This window comes from Aquimarina megaterium XH134, from assembly GCF_000520975.1.
Classification (GTDB): Bacteria; Bacteroidota; Bacteroidia; order Flavobacteriales; family Flavobacteriaceae; genus Aquimarina; species Aquimarina megaterium.
Window position 1 is genome coordinate 44,111 of the sequence record NZ_JACB01000031.1, and the last position, 20,017, is coordinate 64,127.

At 31.4% G+C, this 20,017-nt stretch carries 18 protein-coding genes and 1 tRNA gene; 16 read left to right on the forward strand and 3 right to left on the reverse strand.

Features of this window, described 5'->3' with window-relative positions:
• The 7 genes from Z053_RS0115665 (at position 1) to Z053_RS0115695 (ending at position 8,959) form a co-directional block, all read left to right on the forward strand.
• Positions 1 to 924, forward strand: coding sequence for a glycosyltransferase family 4 protein (locus Z053_RS0115665; RefSeq protein WP_051476073.1), 924 nt, complete (start codon positions 1 to 3; stop codon positions 922 to 924).
• On the forward strand, positions 924 to 1,925 hold the full coding sequence (locus Z053_RS0115670; RefSeq protein WP_025665943.1) for a lipid II:glycine glycyltransferase FemX: 1,002 nt from the start codon (positions 924 to 926) through the stop codon (positions 1,923 to 1,925). Before Z053_RS0115665 ends, Z053_RS0115670 begins: the two co-directional genes overlap by 1 nt.
• 21 nt (positions 1,926 to 1,946) lie before the next feature.
• A complete protein-coding gene (locus Z053_RS0115675) occupies positions 1,947 to 3,014 on the forward strand; it encodes a DUF354 domain-containing protein (RefSeq protein ID WP_025665944.1) in 1,068 nt (355 codons plus the stop codon).
• The gene (locus Z053_RS0115680) at positions 3,011 to 3,790 is read left to right on the forward strand and encodes a polysaccharide deacetylase family protein (protein ID WP_035096293.1); all 780 of its coding nucleotides are present in this window, start codon (positions 3,011 to 3,013) and stop codon (positions 3,788 to 3,790) included. The genes Z053_RS0115675 and Z053_RS0115680 overlap by 4 nt, the downstream gene beginning before the upstream one ends.
• A gap of 463 nt (positions 3,791 to 4,253) precedes the next feature.
• Complete coding sequence (locus Z053_RS28720) at positions 4,254 to 5,414, forward strand: sugar transferase (protein ID WP_025665946.1); 1,161 nt, start codon at positions 4,254 to 4,256, stop codon at positions 5,412 to 5,414.
• A gap of 142 nt (positions 5,415 to 5,556) precedes the next feature.
• A complete protein-coding gene (locus Z053_RS0115690; RefSeq protein WP_025665947.1) occupies positions 5,557 to 7,917 on the forward strand; it encodes a GumC family protein in 2,361 nt (786 codons plus the stop codon).
• Positions 7,918 to 8,260: 343 nt separating this feature from the next.
• Positions 8,261 to 8,959 (forward strand): class I SAM-dependent methyltransferase, encoded by a 699-nt coding sequence (locus Z053_RS0115695; RefSeq protein WP_025665948.1) that lies wholly within the window; start codon positions 8,261 to 8,263, stop codon positions 8,957 to 8,959.
• Between the two features lie 79 nt (positions 8,960 to 9,038).
• Here the strand turns inward: Z053_RS0115695 and Z053_RS0115700 are convergent, their stop codons facing one another.
• The gene (locus Z053_RS0115700) at positions 9,039 to 10,625 is read right to left on the reverse strand and encodes a peptide chain release factor 3 (RefSeq protein WP_025665949.1); all 1,587 of its coding nucleotides are present in this window, start codon (positions 10,623 to 10,625) and stop codon (positions 9,039 to 9,041) included.
• A 724-nt stretch (positions 10,626 to 11,349) separates the two neighbouring features.
• Between Z053_RS0115700 and Z053_RS0115705 the strand changes: the two genes are divergently transcribed.
• The 8 genes from Z053_RS0115705 to Z053_RS0115740 all read left to right on the forward strand — a co-directional run bounded on the left by Z053_RS0115705 (position 11,350) and on the right by Z053_RS0115740 (position 18,406).
• Positions 11,350 to 13,239 (forward strand): T9SS type B sorting domain-containing protein, encoded by a 1,890-nt coding sequence (locus Z053_RS0115705; RefSeq protein WP_025665950.1) that lies wholly within the window; start codon positions 11,350 to 11,352, stop codon positions 13,237 to 13,239.
• A 52-nt stretch (positions 13,240 to 13,291) separates the two neighbouring features.
• Positions 13,292 to 14,248 carry a PorP/SprF family type IX secretion system membrane protein gene (locus Z053_RS0115710; RefSeq protein ID WP_025665951.1) on the forward strand — a complete coding sequence of 319 codons (957 nt, stop codon included), beginning with the start codon at positions 13,292 to 13,294 and terminating at the stop codon, positions 14,246 to 14,248.
• Between the two features lie 29 nt (positions 14,249 to 14,277).
• Positions 14,278 to 16,239 carry an OmpA family protein gene (locus Z053_RS0115715; RefSeq protein WP_025665952.1) on the forward strand — a complete coding sequence of 654 codons (1,962 nt, stop codon included), beginning with the start codon at positions 14,278 to 14,280 and terminating at the stop codon, positions 16,237 to 16,239.
• 230 nt (positions 16,240 to 16,469) lie between these two features.
• Positions 16,470 to 17,036, forward strand: a complete 567-nt coding sequence (gene idi / locus Z053_RS0115720; RefSeq protein WP_241459836.1) for an isopentenyl-diphosphate Delta-isomerase — start codon at positions 16,470 to 16,472, stop codon at positions 17,034 to 17,036.
• Positions 17,033 to 17,443 carry a 6-pyruvoyl trahydropterin synthase family protein gene (locus Z053_RS0115725; protein ID WP_025665954.1) on the forward strand — a complete coding sequence of 137 codons (411 nt, stop codon included), beginning with the start codon at positions 17,033 to 17,035 and terminating at the stop codon, positions 17,441 to 17,443. Before idi ends, Z053_RS0115725 begins: the two co-directional genes overlap by 4 nt.
• A 3-nt stretch (positions 17,444 to 17,446) precedes the next feature.
• Positions 17,447 to 17,908, forward strand: coding sequence for a peroxiredoxin (locus Z053_RS0115730; RefSeq protein WP_025665955.1), 462 nt, complete (start codon positions 17,447 to 17,449; stop codon positions 17,906 to 17,908).
• A gap of 98 nt (positions 17,909 to 18,006) precedes the next feature.
• Complete coding sequence (locus tag Z053_RS0115735) at positions 18,007 to 18,273, forward strand: hypothetical protein (protein WP_025665956.1); 267 nt, start codon at positions 18,007 to 18,009, stop codon at positions 18,271 to 18,273.
• A gap of 59 nt (positions 18,274 to 18,332) precedes the next feature.
• Positions 18,333 to 18,406, forward strand: a tRNA-Thr gene (locus Z053_RS0115740).
• 105 nt (positions 18,407 to 18,511) lie between these two features.
• On the opposite strand, the gene Z053_RS0115745 is transcribed toward Z053_RS0115740, so the two are convergent.
• Complete coding sequence (locus tag Z053_RS0115745) at positions 18,512 to 18,727, reverse strand: hypothetical protein (protein WP_025665957.1); 216 nt, start codon at positions 18,725 to 18,727, stop codon at positions 18,512 to 18,514.
• 194 nt (positions 18,728 to 18,921) lie between these two features.
• Between Z053_RS0115745 and Z053_RS31560 the strand changes: the two genes are divergently transcribed.
• The gene (locus Z053_RS31560; RefSeq protein ID WP_160170107.1) at positions 18,922 to 19,068 is read left to right on the forward strand and encodes a hypothetical protein; all 147 of its coding nucleotides are present in this window, start codon (positions 18,922 to 18,924) and stop codon (positions 19,066 to 19,068) included.
• 156 nt (positions 19,069 to 19,224) lie between these two features.
• On the opposite strand, the gene Z053_RS0115750 is transcribed toward Z053_RS31560, so the two are convergent.
• Positions 19,225 to 19,962 carry a DUF4369 domain-containing protein gene (locus Z053_RS0115750; RefSeq protein ID WP_025665958.1) on the reverse strand — a complete coding sequence of 246 codons (738 nt, stop codon included), beginning with the start codon at positions 19,960 to 19,962 and terminating at the stop codon, positions 19,225 to 19,227.
• Between the last annotated feature and the right edge of the window lie 55 nt (positions 19,963 to 20,017).

Here is a 20,017-nt window from a genome sequence, read left to right on the forward strand (position 1 = left end):
ATGAAAATGGATGTACTTTTTGTAAGTAGCGGAAATACAAAGAATGGAATATCTCCTATTGTTTTTAATCAAGGTAATTCTCTGATTAAGCTAGGGCATGATGTTTCTTTCTTTACAATCAAAGGTAAAGGGTTTAGTGGATATCTAAAACATATTTTTATACTAAGAAAATTTCTGAAACACCATTCTTATGACATTATTCATGCACACTATTCTCTTAGCGCCATAGTTGTAGCTTTGGCAGGAGGAAAACCATTAATAGTCTCTCTAATGGGGAGTGATGTAAAAGCTTCTTTTTTGCTAAAATATCTGATCAGAATATTTAATTTCTTTTTCTGGAATAAGATTATCGTAAAATCTCTGGATATGAAAACGTCATCTGGTATTAAAACGGTAAATGTTTTACCTAATGGGGTAGATTTTAAAAAATTTAGACCATTTTCTAGAAAGGAAGCCTTAGAAATTACACAATGGGACTCTAATAAGCGACACATCCTTTTTGCAGCAAATCCCAAAAGAAAAGTAAAAAATTATCAGTTGGCAAAAAGCGCTTTTGAATTACTTGATCATAAGGATATAGAATTGCAATCACTTATCGATATTCCTAATACACAAATGCCTGCTTATTTTAATGCAGCAGATGTAATTATTCTTACCAGTTTTTGGGAGGGATCTCCCAATGTAATTAAAGAAGCTATGGCCTGTAATTGTAAAATTGTAGCTGTTAATGTAGGAGATATAAAAGAGACTATTAGAAATACGCCAGGATGCTTTGTTACTGGTTTTAATAAAACCGATATAGCTAATAAAATTGATAAAGCATTACAATATCCAAAAAAGACAGAAGGTAGAATTCATATTTCTCACCTAGATTCTGAAGTTATCGCTCCTAAACTAATATCCATTTATAAAGAAACTTTATAATGACTAAAACACTCACCATACATACAAGTACCAGTGGGATAAACCCAGAGGAATTAGAAGTGCTTTTAGAAAACGATTCTGCAAGTTTTTTTCAAACACCAGAAGCACTTTCCTTTTTTATCACTGCTGGGTATGAGACTTTTGCTTTTGCCATAGAGTATGACAAAAAAATTACTGCATTTGTTTCCGGAATTGTTCAAAAAGAAAATGGAATTAAATCCTCTTTTACTCGTAGAGCAATCATTTTTGGAGGTCCCATTTTTTCTAAAGAAGTAGAAGAAGATCATGTTATAGAATTGTTTAAAACGGTGATTAAACATTTAAAACATAAAGTAATTTATATCGAAACTCGTAATCTTAATGATTATAACCAATATAAAAATGCTCTTAATACAATAGGTTTTGAGTATCATCCTCATTTAAATTTTCATGTTGCATGCGATACTGAAGAAACAGTAAAGCAAAGAATTAGTAGTAGTAAACTAAGGCAAGTTAAAAAAAGTTTAAAAGAAGGTGCGGTAGTACGAGAAGCCAAACATCAATCAGAGATAGAGGCATACTATGAAATTCTTAATGATCTATATAAAACAAAAGTAAAAACACCACTTCCAAAATTATATTTCTTTATCACTTTGTGGAGCCAGAGAGTAGCAAAATTTCTTTTGGTTTTTTATAAAGACGAAGTTGTTGGAGGCATTGTTTTTCCAATTTTTAGAGATAAAGCAATTTATGAATGGTATGTATGTGGTAAGGATAGAGCATATAAGAATATATATCCCAGTATTCTCGCTACGTGGTCGGCTATGCTATATGCATGCAAAAATAACATTAGGAGATTTGATTTTATGGGAGCAGGAAAACCCGAAGAAGATTATGGAGTAAGAGAATTTAAATCAAAATTTGGAGGAGATTTAGTAGAGCATGGCAGGTTTATTTATGTAGCTAATCCATTTTTGTATAGCCTGGGTAAAAAAGCAGTTAAAATATTGAAAAACAGCTGATAAAAAATAAAAACTAGATATATGAAGATCCTTATCGATATTGGGCATCCAGGTCATGTTCATTTGTTTAAAAATTTTGCATTAGAGATGCAAAAAAAAGGACATGAATTTCTTTTTACATGCCGTGAAAAAGAATTTGAGATCGAGCTATTGAAAGCTGCTGGGCTTCGCTTTATTTCATTCGGCAAAAAATATAATACCACTATTGGAAAAATATTTGGCTTAGTAAAGTTCGATATTATGGAAATTCTTCATGGGTTGAGGTTTCGTCCTGATGTTTTGATGAGTCATGGCTCTCCTTATGCGGCTCATGCATCAGCTATATTAGGAAAGCCACATATATCGATGGAGGATACAGGAAATATGGAACAAGTGCGTTTATATTTACCTTTTACAAATAGTGTTTTAACATCTAATGCATTTCATAAAGATTTGGGAGATAGACAAATATGGTATAATGGATACCATGAATTAGCCTACCTGCACCCTAATAGATTTGTTGCAAACCCAGATATTTATGATATTCTAAAAATCAACCCTGATGCTAAATATGTGATATTCAGATTTGTATCATGGAATGCAAGTCATGATGTAAATCAATCTGGATTATCTATACGAGAAAAACGGGAACTAATAGATTATTTAGAAAAGAAATATACTGTCTTTATCTCTTCTGAAGGAAAATTACCAGATGAATTTAAAAAATATCAAATAAGGATACCGCCAGAAGAAATGCATAATGTTTTGGCCTATGCTTGTATGTTTATCGGAGAAGGAGCAACAATGGCCTCAGAATGTGCTGTACTAGGTACACCTGCATTATATATAAATAGTATCATGGCAGGAACCATTAGGGAACAAGAAAAATATGGGCTACTATTTAGTTTTAAAAATGGAGAAGGTGTACTGTCTAAAATTAAAGAACTTGATGAAACCCCTGATTTGAAAGAAGTTTTTAAAAAAAGACTAGAGAAATTATTAGAAGATAAAATTGATGTTACCTCATTTATGGTATGGTTTGTAGAAAATTATCCTCAAAGCAAAAAAGCTATAATAGACAATCCAAAAATACAACTTGAGTATAAATGATAGATTTCACCGTACAGCGATATAGAGAATTGTTAAGAGCATTAATGAACAACGGCTATCAATTTCAAACTTTTGCAGAATTCATAGCAAAACCAGGAAAAAAAAGCATTGTTCTAAGGCATGATGTAGATTTATTACCAAAGAATTCATTAGCTTTTGCAAAGCTTCAGGCTTTAAAAGGAATTAAGGGAACTTACTATTTTAGAGCCGTTCCAGAAAGCTGGGATGAAAAAATAATCCTGAAAATCGCAGAACTAGGTCATGAAATAGGATATCACTATGAATGCTTAACAACTACAAAAGGTGATTTAGAGGCTGGGATTCAGGATTTTAGAAATAATCTTTTTGCACTAAGAGAACTTACGCCTGTATCTACTATTTGTATGCATGGTTCGCCATTGTCTAAATATGATTCTAAAGACCTGTGGAAAACATACCGGTATCAGGATTTTGGTATTGTTGGAGAACCTTATTTTGATATAAATTATGATAAAGTGTATTATTTAACAGACACAGGAAGAAAATGGGATGGGCATAAAACAAGTGTAAGAGATAGAGTAAATACTAGATTTACCAAAACTTTTCATAGCACTCCCGAAATTGTTGAAGCATTAAAAAATGCAGCATTTCCTAACCAGGTTATGTTTACATTTCACCCTCAGCGATGGAATGATAGTATCATAAAATGGAGCAAGGAATTAGTATTACAAAATGTAAAAAATGTAGTTAAGAAGCATTTTTATGTAAAAAATGATTCAAAAATTAAAACCCAGTAGAGCACTAAAAAACATCTAATTTTATATCATTTTCTTTTAAAAATACAGTGTTATAATAGATTTTTAACGATGTAGAATTGTTATGTTTTAACTCAAAAATAAGTAACAAGAATACTCTCTTAAATTCTTTTGCCTCTTATTTTTGTTGTTTTATCGATTTTTGGTTAATTATTTAACAAAAAATGTAAGTTTTTTTGTTAAGATTAACTTTTCTTCCTGTTAAAACCTCTTTTTTTTCTTATTTTTTACAGGTAAAAACCTGTAAAACAGGAGTTTAGCATAACTATTTTGCGGTAAACCCGTTACTGATTTTACTCTTCTTGTATTATCTTTAAACTGTTAACCAAATCTAAATATCTATGCTACTAAAACATAGTTTTCCGAAAACAAAACCACTTGTTTTCGGTTCATCAGGTTGTTTATTTTTTACATCATCTTCATCCTCTAAAATTAGTGTTGAAGTATGATTATTAGAACTATTAGTGCAGAAGCTTATACTATTTTAGATAAGAAGAATAAAGACCTTACTGATTCTGTTTCTTCTGGCACTAAACCTTATGCGTTAAGGGGTAAAAGTAAGGTTGCGATTGAAAAAATAATTACCAGAAAATTGGGTAATGATGCCTGTGATTTTATAAGTAATCACCTGCAAGAATTTAGATTGTTTGATGTGTTGCTTTGTGATACCAGAGATAAAAATAATATTGAAACATATCAAAAAGAATCATTTCAGGCGATTGTAAATCTACAAGAAGTTAATCACTATAGGCGAATTAATAAATTTCTTGAAATGGTAAATCATAAATTACCAGAAGGAGGATTGTTTATTAATACGATAGAAACTTATGAAAGCCGTAAAGAAAAAATACTTAAAAAATTTCCTAAACCTTTAAATTACCTATACTATTTAGGTGATTTTATCTTTCATAGAGTTAGTCCAAAACTAAAGTGGTCCAAAAAAATATATTTTGATATTACAAAAGGCTACGGTAGAGTACTAACAAAGGCCGAAGTATTAGGGAGATTATATAGTTGTGGTTTTGATGTAATAGAGGAAAAAGTAATTGATAATAAATTATATTTTGTAGCAAAAAAAACAAAACTTCCTCTGTATGATATGAACCCTACATATGGCCCTTTAATTAGCTTGAAACGTGTAGGCAAAAATGGAAAACTAATTAATGTATATAAGTTGCGAACCATGCATCCGTACTCTGAGTATCTGCAACATTATGTTTTTCAAAAGAACAATCTGAAAAAAGGAGGGAAATTAAAAAACGATTTTAGAATATCCAATACGGGTAAATTACTTAGGAAATATTGGATAGACGAACTACCTATGGTTCTTAATTTTTTAAAAGGAGATATGAAACTTATAGGAGGGCGCCCTCTTAGCAGTCATTACTTTAGTTTATATACCAAAGAACTACAGGAGAAAAGAATTAAATTTAAACCAGGACTCATCCCTCCATTTTATGCGGATATGCCCGAGACACTAGAAGAAATTATAGCGTCTGAAATGAAATATTTAACAGCATATGAGAGAAACCCAATTTTAACAGATATTAATTATTTATTTAAAATCATTAAAAACATCGTGGTAAAAGGAAAAAGAAGTTTTTAAAATTATTGGCCTTAGTTTTCTTGGCCTTATAGAATATTCAGTTTCAAGTACCTCATAGAATTTGAAATTCTTTCGTGATAGTTCACATATAATAGTTAAATTTACAATAGTTAATTCTCTTTAAACCGAAAGAATTCATAAAATGAATTATGAGATCGATGATGATTCTGAAAATCTATTCATCAAAGAATTACTAGAAAGGTATATAGCCCATTGGAGGTTGTTTATTGTTTCTCTTGTAATTTGTTTTGTGATAGGTTTTTTCTATTTAAGATATACTCCTAAGATGTATCGAGCTACATCTACTATATTAATTAAATCAGAGAATAATGGAGCAATGTCCGAACTTTCTGCTTTTGAAGATCTCTCTATTTTTAAAAACGCTAAACGAGAAGTAGAAAACGAAATAGAAATACTTAAATCACGACCCTTACTCGAAAATGTTGTTAGAAAACTACACTTAAATGTTCAGTATTTTAGCAAAACCAAATACTCTAAACGATTTGTAGAACTTACTAAAAACTCACCTGTTAAAGTTAAGTTCCTGGAAGATTCTTATTATGATCAGGGATTAAATTTTATCATCACAATCCTACCTGGTGGGCAGTTTGCGATAAAAGATACTCACGAAAATTTCATTCTAAAAGGAGAATACGGAAAATGTATAGGTTCTCCCTTTGGAGATATTTTGGTTGAACCAGATTTTAAAATTCTTCATGAGTATATAGGGACTAATATTTATGTAAATAGTACTCCACTTTTGGATATGGTAGAAAGATATAAGTCGACGATAAAAATAGGTCTTACCGATCAAAATACAAGTGTAGTCACATTAACGCTAACTACAATAGCTCAAGATAGAGCCAAGGAAATTTTAAATAGTCTTATTGAAGAATATAACAAAGATGTTATAAAAGATAAAAATCAAATCTCTGCTAATACTGCCAATTTTATAAAAGAGCGAATACATATTATTAATCAGGAATTAGATGACTTAGAAAAAAACGTCGAATTCTTTAAAACCGAAAATAATTTAACAAATTTATCTTCAGAAGCTTCGATAATGCTAGAAAAGTCTTTTGTGAATGAAAAAGAACAATTAGCTGCAACAATACAAATTGGATTAACAGATTATTTAATGGATTATTTAGAAAACTCTAAAAATGATCTTCTTCCTGTAAATCTTGGGTTTGAAGATCGTAAGGCAGTTACCCTGATTTCTCGATACAATGATATAGCATTGCAACGAAATAGAATACTTAAAAGTTCTGGAGTAGAAAACCCACTGTTAATAAGCTTAAACGATAAGCTTTTTGATTTAAGAAAAAGCATACAACAAAGTCTCATCAATCTAAAAAAAACGCTTCAACTTAAAATAGATAACCTTAAAAGCAGTGATGCTATAGTAAATGCTCAAATTTCATCATTACCAGAAAAAGAACGAAAACTTAGAGATATACAGCGACAACAACAAATCAAAGAAACTTTGTTCTTGTATTTATTAGAAAAAAGAGAAGAAACAGCAATCTCTCTTGCCGCAACCGTTTCGAATGTAAAAGTTATCGAAAAAGCATATATTTCTCGTAGTCCCATTCGACCAAAAAAGAATATTGTATTTCTAACAGGTTTTCTTGCGGCACTAATTGTACCTATTGTTATCGTTTTCTTTAAAGATTTAATGAATACAAAGGTCAATGATATTAAAGAACTAAAAAAGAAATTAAAATTACCGTTACTAGGTAGTATTCCTTCATCTCCAGAAGATAAAAAACTGGTAACACCTAAAGCCGATCGATCAATATTGGCAGAAGCATTTAGATTATTAGAAACCAATCTAGACTTTCTCTTGGCGCATTCTAAAGAAAAAGGAAAAACCATTTTAATCACGTCTAGTATTAAAGGAGAAGGAAAGTCCTTTGCCGCTAGTAATCTAGGGATAACTCTTGGTCGTTCTGGAAATAAAGTTGCTTTGTTAGAAATGGATTTAAGATCTGCAGAGTTAAAAGAGCGAATGGATGTAGATGGTAAAAAAGGAATTACCAACTTTATTAGAGACGAATCTATACAGATTGAAGATATAATGTCTAATATGAAGGGTTTTAAGAACTTAGACGTTTTTACCTCTGGACCTAAACCTCCAAACCCTGCAGAATTGTTAAAACATAAACGAATTGAAGAATTATTTGAGTATCTAAAAAAAGAATATGATTACATTCTTATAGATACACCTCCGATTACTGTGGTAGCAGATACGTTATTATTAAGCTCTTATGCCGATTTGTGTGTCTACGTTGTAAGACAAAAGTTTTCAGATAAAAGACTTTTGGATATTCCTAAAACACTAAATCAAGAAAAACGATTTACTTCTATTGCCGTTTTGCTTAATGATGTAGATTTTAGAAAAATTGGATATGGATATGGATATGGCTACGGATATGGCTATGGAGAAAGATCAAAGGCAGGATTCTTTAAAAGAATGCTGAACCTAATGATTAGTAGATAACCTAAATCCTATAAGTATTAGAAGAGCGATTGTTTTAATCGACCAAATCGTTGTATTCAGGACCACTTTATATGTGTGTGAATTCGTAAGTATATTGATATAAAATAAGTTTCTTTATTGGATAAGAATTGAGTTTTTACTATATTCATATTGTAAATACAGCCTGTCATACAATCTTAATTAATCAAAAAGTTACCCTAAAAGAAGCTCATGTCTTCTCGAAAAAATAAGTTGAGTTAATAATAAAATTTTGTAATCATTATTTTGAATTACAAAACAAAAAAACAACTTAAAGCATTTAGAATAGAATACTTGTTCTTTTATGTGAAAAATGATAAATACAATGGCTGAAAAAATTTACACTGAAGAAAATAGTGAGTATTTAAAAAAAAACCCTACCTGGCACGCCGAAGACTCTCCTTGGAAAGCTAAACAGATCATCAAAATGTTAGACCGTAATCCAATACACCCAAAATCTATTGCAGAAGTTGGCTGTGGTGCTGGTGAGATATTAAATCAATTGCATAAGGCAATGCCCGATGATGTGCATTTTACAGGATATGATATTTCGAATGATGCTATTAATATTGCCAGACAAAGAGAAAAATCTAGATTAGAATTTAAATCAGAAGATTTTCTAAAGATAGACTCAAAATTCGATTTATTACTCATGATAGATGTTTTTGAACATGTTGATGATTACCTTGGATTCTTAAAACTATGTAAGCATAAAGCAAAAAATACGATATTTCATATCCCATTAGATATATCAGTTAACCGACTATTGAAAAATGATCTTATGTCTTTACGAAAATCTGTGGGACATCTACATCATTTTACAAAAGAAACAGCAATAGCTACATTGAAAGATTGCGGATATGAGATTGTTGATTTCTTTTATACGACAAGCTTTCTGGATTTTCCTAGAAAAACAATAAGCTCAAAAATTACATACTTACCCAAAAGAATAATGTATAAAGCCAATAAAGATATAACTGTAAAGCTATTAGGTGGATGCTCATTATTGGTCATGACAAAATAATGTAAATTATAATCCTCCTAATTTGTATTTAGATGCCTTTAGTTTTTAATAAAATTTCAGATATAGTTTATAGAGATAATTAAAATTCTGAAGTAAAGTGAAACTCGATCGATGGATATTTTTGTTGTGTCATTTGTAAACTGAAAGAAGAATCAGCCAAAAATACGAGTTGACCCTGTTTATCTTTTGCCAGAAATTTGCTTTTTACACGTTTAAAATCTTTAAACTCATCATTATCCTGATCTTTAGCTTCTACCCAGCAAGCCTTATGAACATTAAGATTTTCATACGTGCATTTTGCCCCATATTCATGCTCTAACCTATATTGAATTACTTCATATTGTAAAGCGCCAACGGTTCCTATCACTTTTCTTCCGTTCAATTCTAATGTAAAAAGCTGCGCAACCCCTTCATCCATTAATTGATCTATCCCCTTTGCTAATTGCTTAGATTTCATAGGATCTGCATTGTTGATATACCTAAAATGTTCTGGAGAAAAACTAGGTACTCCTTTATAATGCAAAATTTCTCCTTTGGTTAGAGTATCCCCAATTTTAAAATTTCCGGTATCATGTAATCCAACAATATCACCAGGATACGATATATCTACAATCTCCTTTTTTTCAGCAAAAAAAGCATTAGGGCTAGAAAATTTAAGCTTTTTATTATGTCTTGTATGCAAATACGGAACGTTTCTTTCGAAAGTCCCTGATACAATTTTTATAAATGCCAGTCTATCTCTATGTTTGGGATCCATATTGGCATGGATTTTAAATACAAATCCGGTAAAATCTTTTTCTTCAGGATGCACCAATCTTACATCACTTTCCTTTGGTTTTGGCGGAGGAGCAATAGTAACAAAACAATCTAATAATTCTCTAACACCAAAGTTGTTTAATGCTGACCCAAAAAATACAGGTTGTAAATCACCATTTTGATACTGTTCTTTTTCAAATTTTGGGTATATCCCCTCTACCAACTCTAATTCTTCACGTAATGTGTCTGCAGCAGTGTCGCCAATTATATCGTTAAGACTCTGGGATGATAAATCAGATATTTCGATGGTCTCTTCAATATTTTTTCTATTATCGCCACTAAAAAGATTAATATTTTTCTCCCAAATATTATAAATTCCTTTAAAATCATACCCCATTCCAATAGGAAAACTTAGTGGGGTAACGGTAAGGCCAAGTTTTTGTTCTATTTCATCCAGAAGCTCAAAAGCATCTTTTCCTTCACGATCCAGTTTATTAATAAAAACAATCATAGGGATATTTCTCATTCTACAAACAGAAACTAATTTTTCGGTCTGTTCCTCAACACCTTTTGCAACATCAATCACAACAATTACACTATCTACAGCAGTTAATGTTCTAAATGTATCTTCAGCAAAATCTTTATGACCGGGAGTATCCAGAATATTAATCTTAATGTCTTTGTACTCAAAAGCTAATACAGAGGTAGCGACAGATATACCTCTTTGACGTTCAATTTCCATAAAATCACTAGTAGCTCCTTTTTTAACTTTGTTTGATTTTACGGCCCCTGCTTCTTGAATAGCACCTCCAAAAAGTAATAATTTTTCGGTCAATGTGGTCTTACCTGCATCAGGGTGAGAGATGATCCCAAAGGTTCTTCTTCTCCCAATTTCGTCTATAAATTTCATTTGATTTTGTTTATTATTCTAAATATTTAGATACACTCTCAATAGCATCAAATTTCTTATCAAAATAAGCTCTTAACTGCCTATTCATTTTATGACCCCTATAAGTTTGATGATATATTTATTATCTGCTCTTATATCTAAATGAGGATGCAAATATAGTACTAAAATGAACAATAATACTTATTGATATCATTAAGTAAAACGGATATTGTTTTAGATTAAAATAGATTCATTTTTAGTATGTAAATATTCTAAATAAAACTTTGATGGAATATGCGTAGGAAATTTGTTCTGTTTAGGTTTTTACACCTGTCTTAATCGATTTTTTACGTTTTTTATCGAAAAAAACTATTTTTTGGCAAAAAAATAAAGAAAAACGTAAATCTATTATCATATTTGTGTTGATTTCTAAATACGGTTTTACCTTACTTTGTGTGAGGTTTTTTTAATTAAAGGATTTGTAGAAACTAATTACCCCCATAGTTTTTGCTTTAAATACAAATACATTGTCAAAATGAAAAAAACAGAGTATTACTTTTTTTTAAAAAGTTATGTATACAATCCTATTAAGTATACAAGTTCTTCCCCTCTTAGATTTTTTGGATATTGGAGGAAAAGTATCCAGCTGCATTAATCAATTAATTAATCAAAATTATTACGGTTTGATTTTACGCTATATTTTGAAAAATAATTCACACAATGTTAATCAGTTAGTATATTGCTTATGTTAATTTTTACTCTATTTCCGCAAAGAAAGTTTACTTCACTTATTAGAATTGTATTTTTTATAATCTTATTCTCTTTTGGTAACGGTTATTCTCAAAATTTATTAACAAATCCAGGACTGGATGTTGCTGGAGTTGATTGTACAATGGATAACGGGGCATTTGATGTGGCACCTGATGGTTGGGGTAAAATATATACTCCAGATAGATCTACAGAGACTCAAAGAACCTGGTATATTGTTAATGCTCCAAGGCCAGCTTCTCCTAGTGGGGGATGTTATTTTGGGTTTAGAATGTTTGGTGCTACTCAAGAAGGGATAAAACAAAATGTTACTTTGGTAGGAGGGGTGCAATATTCATTTTCGTTTGATTATCTTATAGAAAGCCGGCCGGGTTTACCGCCTTGTGCACCTCAAACAGAGATTAAATTAGATGGTACAGTTGTAGCTACTGTTCCAATATCAAGTGTAGAAAATGTTTGGGAAAGACCTGTTGTAACATTTATTGCTCCAACAAGTGGTTCGTTTTCATTCGAATTTGTAGCAAAAGGAACTTGCCAAAACACATGGAATTTTGTAGATGATTTGGTTTTAGAAGTTACCGACCCTGATACCGATGGTGACGGTAATCCAAATATAAGTGACCCTAATCCTTTGGTAGCAACAGCTGTTGATGATAATGTAGCTGCAATGGTTGGAGGAAGTGTAAGTATTGATATTTTAGCGAATGATGATTATTTGGATAATAATGATCCTAATAATTTAGGTACAACCAGTATTACTCAAATAGGGGGTTCTGCTAATGGTGTAGTTGCGTTTGATGCATCTACAGGAGAGATGACATATACCCCAATAGTAGGAGAAGCAGGAAGTTCTGTTACAATTATTTATCAAGTATGTAATGATGAAAGTGGCGTATTGGTTTGCGATGATGCCATAGTAACAATCGTAGTGGCAGATAATATAATAGCAAATGATGATACAGTTACTATTAATAGTAATACAGGTGGTAATTCTATCAATGTTGTTAACGATAATGATATTTTAAATGGAAATGGAGTTGCACTGGGAGTTGATGTTATGGTAACCACAGTCGCAGATCCCAATCCGGGAGATGGTGTTAGCTTCGACTCAAGTACAGGCGAGGTTACAATTGTACCCAATACTCCACCAGGTGATTATATCATAACCTATACGCTATGTAGCATCGCTACTCCATTAGTTTGTGATGATGCAATTATTACAATTACAGTAGTACCTGCACCAAATGGTACTATAACAGGGCATTTGTATAGTGACTTAAACGATAATAGCACACAAGATATTGGTGAACCAGACTTAGAAGGAGTAGATGTTAATATTATTGATATTAATGGGATAGAACAAACTGTAACTACTGATGTAAACGGAGACTTCATGGCAAATGTTCCTGTAGGAGCAACCGTAGTTGATATTGATAATACAACACTTCCGTTAGGGAGTATACAAACAGAAGGAACCGATCCAACAACAGTAAATGTAATAGGAACCGGAATAACGGTAGAAGAAAATAATGGGTTTATTGTAATTGCTGATGTTGATGATGAAATCGTTGTTTATACCGGGATCTCTCCGAATGGAGATGGTATTAATGATCAGTTTAGGATAGTAGGATTAGATAACTTTCCGAATAACACATTACAGATATTCAATCGTTGGGGAGTTAAGATATTTGAAGAGGATGGATATGAACAATCTGGAGCTAAATTCTTTGAAGGAATTAGTGAAGGAAGAGCTACAATGGGTAAGAATAAAGAATTACCAGTAGGGACTTATTTTTATGTTTTAGAATATGAAAACGCTAGTGGAATCAACATGTCCAAAGCTGGTTACTTGTATATAAATAGATAAATGTATCTGGAATATCATATATTTGTTATTCCCTAAATCGAATTAAATACTTATGAATACATCGTCAATAATGTTTATGCTTGTAGTTTTAGGTTTTGCTACAACTTCTATTTGCGCACAACAAGATGCACAATATACCCAATACATGTACAATACGATAAGTGTTAATCCTGCCTATGCTGGTAGTCGTGGAGTATTAAGTATTATGGGATTGCATCGTAGTCAATGGGTTGGCTTAGATGGTGCGCCTCGTACTCAAACCCTTACTGTTAATACTCCGATAGGAGGTAATGAACGCCTTGGTTTAGGTGTATCTATTGTTAATGATGAGATAGGCCCTACCGATGAAACATATTTCGATATTGATTTTTCCTATTCTATTCCTACTTCAGATGAAGGAAAACTAAGTTTCGGATTAAAAGCGGGCGGTCATTTGTTAAATGTAGATTTTCAAAAACTATCTCAGTTTAATAGTAATGATGCTTTGTTTGAAAACAATATTGATAATAAGTTTAGCCCTAATGTTGGGGTTGGAGTCTATTATCATACAAATCGTTTTTATGTGGGATTAAGTGCTCCTAATCTATTAGAAACAGATCATTTTGATGAAAGTACGACAAGTAGTAATAGTACAGCAGTGAGTTTTTTGGCAGAAGAACGTATCAACTATTATTTAATAGCGGGTCATGTTTTTGATTTGACCGATGATATAAAATTTAAACCAGCTGTTTTAAGCAAACTAGTGTTTGGAGCACCATTACAAGTAGACGTTTCTGCAAACTTTTTGTTATATAACCGTTTAACCTTGGGAGCAGCATATCGTTGGAGTGCGGCAGTGAGTGGTATGGTGGGCTTCCAGATATCAGACTCGATGATGATCGGATTTGCTTATGATCGAGAAACAACAGAGTTAGGACAATCACAGTTTAATGATGGAAGTTATGAAGTGATGCTACGATTCGAACTTTTCAAAAAATATAATAGAATGCTAACACCGCGTTTCTTTTAATTAAGATTTTAAAATGTAATAGTAAAAAAATGGGGAAATATTTACTTAAATCATTATTGATTTTTATGCTGTTGTTTTTCGGAAACAATACTCTTTTATCTCAGGAAAAAAAACTCAAAAAAGCCAAAGAACAATATGATAAGTATCAATATATTGATGCACAAGAAACGTATCTTAAAGTAGCTAGAAAAGGATATAAGAGTGCAGATCTTTTTATGAATCTGGGAGATAGTTATTATTTTAATAGTCAGTTTGAAGAGGCGCTAAAATGGTATGAAGAATTAGTAAATTCTTATCCTGATCAAGTTCAACCCGAATACTACTTTAGATATGCACAAACACTAAAAACTATAGAGAGATACGAGGATTCTGATACATACATGCAAAAATTTGCAGCTGCTAATGGGAATGATCTACGTGCAAAATTATTTTTAGACGGATCTGATTATCTAAAACGAATCGATTTTCAATCGGGTAGATTTGAAATAGAAAACGCATCAGTAAATTCTTCTTTTGTTGAGTTTGGAACTGCTTTTTACGGAAAAAATATAGTTTTTAGCTCTTCTAGAGATACGCTAACATTTAAAAAAGCTATTCACCAATGGAATGGAGAAGCTTTCTTAAATCTTTTTGAAGCAACATATGACTCGGTGAATAATAATTTTTCGAAAATTAAAAGGTTTGATCGAAAAATAAATTCAAAATTTCATGAGTCAACACCCGTTTTTACAAAGGATACACGAACTATTTACTTTACAAGAAATAATTTTGAAGAAGGAAAACTAGGCCGTGATCAAAGAGGAACAAATAAGTTGAAAATATATCGTTCCTATAAAAATCCTGAGGGAGGATGGACAACACCGCAAAATTTACCATTTAATAGTGATGAGTATTCTGTTGCACACCCTACATTAAGTAGTGATGAAAAAACATTGTATTTTTCATCAGATATGCCGGGAGGAAAAGGACTCTCTGATTTATATGAAGTGACTATTAATGGCGATGGTAGTTTTGGAGAACCAAAAAATTTGGGAGATAGAATTAATACAGAAGGAAAAGAAACCTTCCCATTTATTGGAGCAGACAACGAGTTATATTTCTCGTCTGATGGGCATATGGGCTTAGGAGGATTAGATGTATTCGTTACAAAGGTTAATCCGCAAACAGATAAAGAAAAATTAGTAGTAAATGTTGGTAAGCCAATTAATGGACCTAAAGATGATTTTGCATTTATAATTAATGAAAATACCAAGAAAGGATATTTTTCATCCAATCGTGAAGGAGGAAAAGGAAATGATGATATTTATAGCTTTATAGAACTAGAAGACTTAAAAGATTTCTGCGAGACTACAATTGCAGGATTGGTTACCGATAAAGATACTAAGAAATTATTACCAGGGACCAAAGTCTCTCTATATGATAGTAATAACAATCTAATACAAAGTTTTGTTGTAGGTGATGAAGCTACCTATTCCCAACTGGTCGAATGTGAATCCAGCTATTTTGTGCGAGCAGAGAAAGAGGAATACAACACTTTGGAGAAGCTTGTGAATACGTCGGATAAATCCCAAACGATGGATACTCCACTTGCACTAGAAAAGAAAATTAAAACTGCAGATGTAGGAGATGATTTAACAAAGATATTAGCGCTTAAACCAATTTATTTTGATTTTAATGGATATACAATACGTTCTGATGCAAAAATAGAACTGGCAAAAGTAATTGAAGTGATGAATCAGTATGCTAATATGAAACTAGAAATAAGAGCACATACAGATAGCCATGGAGAAGATCAATACAACTTATATTTGTCTGAAAAAAGAGCCGAAGCTACTGTAAATTATATGATCGATAATGGTATATCTGCAGATCGATTAACAGGAAAAGGATATGGAGAAACCCAATTGGTTAATGACTGCGGTAATGAATCGAATTGCGAGAAAGACAAACATCAATTAAATAGACGAAGTGAATTTATTATTATTAAATAAATTTTAGCACAATATATTTTACATATAGTTAAAACGCCTCAATAGCATGAGGCGTTTTTTATTGAAGAAATTCTTTTTTTGAAAAACTGCAGGGTAATAAGTCCAAAATAAATATGTAAACCAATTTTGAGGTATGGCAGATTTTTTGCCTTACTATTTTTAAGTACTATAGTAAAGGTTTTTATTAAGAATAGAAACAGCTAAATTAGTCTCTATAGGTAATATGAATTATGAATTACTCTTATGATTTCGTAATTTTGGAGCAATTAAAAACAATGGAAGAAGAAGAAAAAGTTATCCTGGTTAACGAAAATGACGAGCAAATAGGGCTGATGCCTAAACTAGAAGCACATCAAAAAGCTGTATTGCATAGAGCCTTTTCGGTATTTATTATGAATAGTAAAAACGAATTGATGCTTCAGCAAAGAGCGCATCATAAATACCATTCACCAGGTTTATGGACAAATACATGCTGTAGCCACCAAAGAGAAGGAGAAACTAATATAGAAGCAGGAATACGAAGATTACAAGAAGAAATGGGGTTTACCACTTCATTAAAAGATTCTGTTTCGTTTATATATAAAGCTCCTTTTGATAATGGACTTACCGAACATGAATATGATCATGTATTATTAGGAAAGTATGAAGAAGATCCTGTTATTAATCCAGAAGAAGTAGTCAATTGGAAATGGATGCCTATAGAAGCTGTAAAACATGATATATTAGTACATCCCGAACTATATACAGAATGGTTTAAAATCATTTTTGAAAAATTTTATTCGCACATAACCTTATGAGGATTAAAGCATGTAGAAAAGCTCATTTTAATGCAGCACATCGATTATATAGAAAGGATTGGAGTGACGAAAAAAACCTTCAAATATTCGGCAAGTGTAGCAATCCAAAATATCACGGCCATAATTATGAACTTATCGTAGCTGTAATAGGAGAGATTGATCCGGAAACAGGTTTTTTGATGGATCTTAAGATCTTAAAAGAATACATTAAAACCGAAGTCGAAGACTATATGGATCATAAAAATCTTAATGAAGAGGTAGAAGAGTTTAAGAGTTTAAATCCTACTGTAGAAAATATAGCCTTTGTAATCTGGCATAGATTGCGTAAAAAGATAGCTTCGCAATACGATATTGAAGTTACTTTATATGAAACTCCTCGCAATTTTGTAATCTATAAAGGAGAATAAAACATGGGGCTACTAGTAGGTGATAAGGTTCCCGAGTTTATCGCTACAAATGACAAAGGAGAACATTTTTTGAGCTCTGATATTATCGGGAAAAAAAATCTGGTACTTTATTTTTATCCTAAAAATTTTACTCCCGGTTGTACAAAAGAAGCCTGTAACTTTAGGGATAGTTATGTAGATTTTGAAAATCTTGGTGTAGAAGTGATAGGCATAAGCGCCGATAGTATAAAATCACACACAAGATTTAAGAGTACATACAAACTTCCTTTTATGTTTTTGTCGGACTCTAATGGTGAATTAAGAAAGCTTTTTGGTGTGAAATCAGAATTATTGGGATTACTACCAGGAAGAGAAACCTATGTGATAGATAAAAAAGGAATCATACAACTAAAATTTAATAGTATGAAAGCCTCAGAACATGTAAATAAAGCACTAGAAAAAATAAAAGAAATAGTAAACGAGTAACGAACTTCTTCTGAAAATAAAAATTTAGAAAGCAGTTCGTCTTTTACATACTTCATTATTAAATTGAAAACACTAATTTTGCACAAAATAAATTAGATATGGCAAATAAGAGAGACCTTAAAAAGGATATAAACTACGTTTTAGGAGATATTATAGAAGAAGTCTATATGTGGGAATTAGAAAACCCTGGTAAAGATGGTAAATCTGGAGAAGCAATCATTGATGAAGCAATTACATCTTTTGATAGTTTTATGGCTAGAGCTAATGAACGAAAACTTGAAAATCCTAAAAAACATTTTAAATCTCTTCGCGATGATTTAGAAAAAACAGCTAAGGCTTTAGTTAAAAAAGTAAATGCATTGTAATTTTTCTTTAAAAAATATTTGTAAAAACGGTTGTAGAAATTATATTTGCAACCGTTTTTGCCGATATAGCTCAGCTGGCTAGAGCAGCTGATTTGTAATCAGCAGGTCGTGGGTTCGAGTCCCTCTATCGGCTCTTAAAAAAGTCCTAAACATTAAGTTTAGGACTTTTTCTTTTTTAAACAGTTTAAAAAAGAAAGAATATACTTAGAATATTTAATTATTCTATTAAACGATTTTTCTATATACAGCAACCATTTGATGGGTGATAAGAGCACCCAGGAATATAAGTAGCACCACAACTAGGATTATTTAATGCAACATGAGAAGTTGTACAGCATCGTAGTGCAGGGTTACAACATTTTCGAAGTACTGGAATACGACCACCGTTTATTCCTTTTTGTTCACTCTTTTTAAGGCTTTTTGTTCCTTCTAAATCTAAGATGGTTTTTAACATGATATTTAGGTTTTAAGTTTCATCACTAAATTAAGGAAAATACGTGTCTATGATGTACGGTAATACCTCAATTAACATTCTGTGATAGGCGCTCACGCGAATAGATCAAACTCTTCTTTTATTAATCGTTTTTTAACTTTTATAAATAGATATTTTCTTAACTTGGTAATGTTATTAACCTTTAAATATATATCATGAAAAAAAAGGATATTAAGTCGTTAAAACTTAACAAAAAATCTATTTCTAAATTGAGTTTAACTCATATTAAAGGAGGGAGAGCAACTAACGATTGTGATCTCGAATCTTTTATGCGTACATGTCCTAAGAAATGTTGGCCATAAAATTTAGCGAACTTCGGTTCGCTTTTCTTTTTTTTATGAGTTTAAGGCTTTTATAAAATTCAACTAAGAATTTGTATACTAATTCTTCTTCCAGAAATTATTTTTGGGAATCATAAGACATTTTAAATAGTTTAAAATCTACAGAATTTTAGAAAGTTATTCTTCTGTATTAGCCTTTACTTCTGCTTCTTTAGCTTTGCGATCATCAATGTACTTGATCAACTGCTTTCCGTATAATGATTTTTTTACCTTAGGACTTAAAGATCTGGCAACGGTATCCAGGAATTTTATGTTGGCATCAAAAACTTCATTAAGTGTAATATAGGGGGCTACTTCTAATTTTCTGTTTGTTACAGCAAAATTAATAGTATATAGATATTTTTGACGCATTAAATTTTTGTATGCCTTATCATTTTCAATGAGTTTTTCATCATCTTTTTGCTTACTGGCTTCAAAATCTTCTTTGATGATCCTAAGATTTCTTTCATTGAATCTTTTAAGCATTTTTTTGTATTCAGTATACTTCTCTTGATTTTTTCCGCCTTTTATCTTTACATCATTTTCAAAATCAAGTAAATTAGTGGTTATAGTGATCTCTCCAGGTTCTACAAAAAAGTCAATACGATCATTATATTGTTTTCCATCATTTTTATCGAGGTATAGGTAATGAATTTCTGGTTCTTTAACCTCAGATTTAAGTACAAATTCAGAATTACCATCGATACTTACAGAGTCTACATTCACCAATAATGTATCCTGTATTTTTTGTAAGTATACGATTCCTTTTTTTAATCCTTTGATGTTACCTATTACTGTTACATTCCCTTCCTTAGTAGGTGAACTGCAATTCGTTAATAATACAGTTAATAATAATAGAATAGAAAAATACTTCATGTACTAATTTTTGATTTTTACTAGGGCCACAAAGATGCGAGTTTTATTTTAAATG

Coding starts and splice junctions, on each gene's coding strand:
- Z053_RS0115745 (WP_025665957.1), bottom strand. CDS start 18,727: ATGTTAAAAACCATCTTAGATTTAGAAGGAACAAAAAGCCTTAAAAAG.
- Z053_RS0115690 (WP_025665947.1), top strand. CDS start 5,557: ATGAATTATGAGATCGATGATGATTCTGAAAATCTATTCATCAAAGAA.
- Z053_RS0115695 (WP_025665948.1), top strand. CDS start 8,261: ATGGCTGAAAAAATTTACACTGAAGAAAATAGTGAGTATTTAAAAAAA.
- Z053_RS0115715 (WP_025665952.1), top strand. CDS start 14,278: ATGGGGAAATATTTACTTAAATCATTATTGATTTTTATGCTGTTGTTT.
- Z053_RS31560 (WP_160170107.1), top strand. CDS start 18,922: ATGAAAAAAAAGGATATTAAGTCGTTAAAACTTAACAAAAAATCTATT.
- idi (WP_241459836.1), top strand. CDS start 16,470: ATGAATTACTCTTATGATTTCGTAATTTTGGAGCAATTAAAAACAATG.
- Z053_RS0115680 (WP_035096293.1), top strand. CDS start 3,011: ATGATAGATTTCACCGTACAGCGATATAGAGAATTGTTAAGAGCATTA.
- Z053_RS0115710 (WP_025665951.1), top strand. CDS start 13,292: ATGAATACATCGTCAATAATGTTTATGCTTGTAGTTTTAGGTTTTGCT.
- Z053_RS0115705 (WP_025665950.1), top strand. CDS start 11,350: ATGTTAATTTTTACTCTATTTCCGCAAAGAAAGTTTACTTCACTTATT.
- Z053_RS0115750 (WP_025665958.1), bottom strand. CDS start 19,962: ATGAAGTATTTTTCTATTCTATTATTATTAACTGTATTATTAACGAAT.
- Z053_RS0115675 (WP_025665944.1), top strand. CDS start 1,947: ATGAAGATCCTTATCGATATTGGGCATCCAGGTCATGTTCATTTGTTT.
- Z053_RS0115665 (WP_051476073.1), top strand. CDS start 1: ATGAAAATGGATGTACTTTTTGTAAGTAGCGGAAATACAAAGAATGGA.
- Z053_RS0115730 (WP_025665955.1), top strand. CDS start 17,447: ATGGGGCTACTAGTAGGTGATAAGGTTCCCGAGTTTATCGCTACAAAT.
- Z053_RS0115700 (WP_025665949.1), bottom strand. CDS start 10,625: ATGAAATTTATAGACGAAATTGGGAGAAGAAGAACCTTTGGGATCATC.
- Z053_RS0115725 (WP_025665954.1), top strand. CDS start 17,033: ATGAGGATTAAAGCATGTAGAAAAGCTCATTTTAATGCAGCACATCGA.
- Z053_RS28720 (WP_025665946.1), top strand. CDS start 4,254: ATGATTATTAGAACTATTAGTGCAGAAGCTTATACTATTTTAGATAAG.
- Z053_RS0115670 (WP_025665943.1), top strand. CDS start 924: ATGACTAAAACACTCACCATACATACAAGTACCAGTGGGATAAACCCA.
- Z053_RS0115735 (WP_025665956.1), top strand. CDS start 18,007: ATGGCAAATAAGAGAGACCTTAAAAAGGATATAAACTACGTTTTAGGA.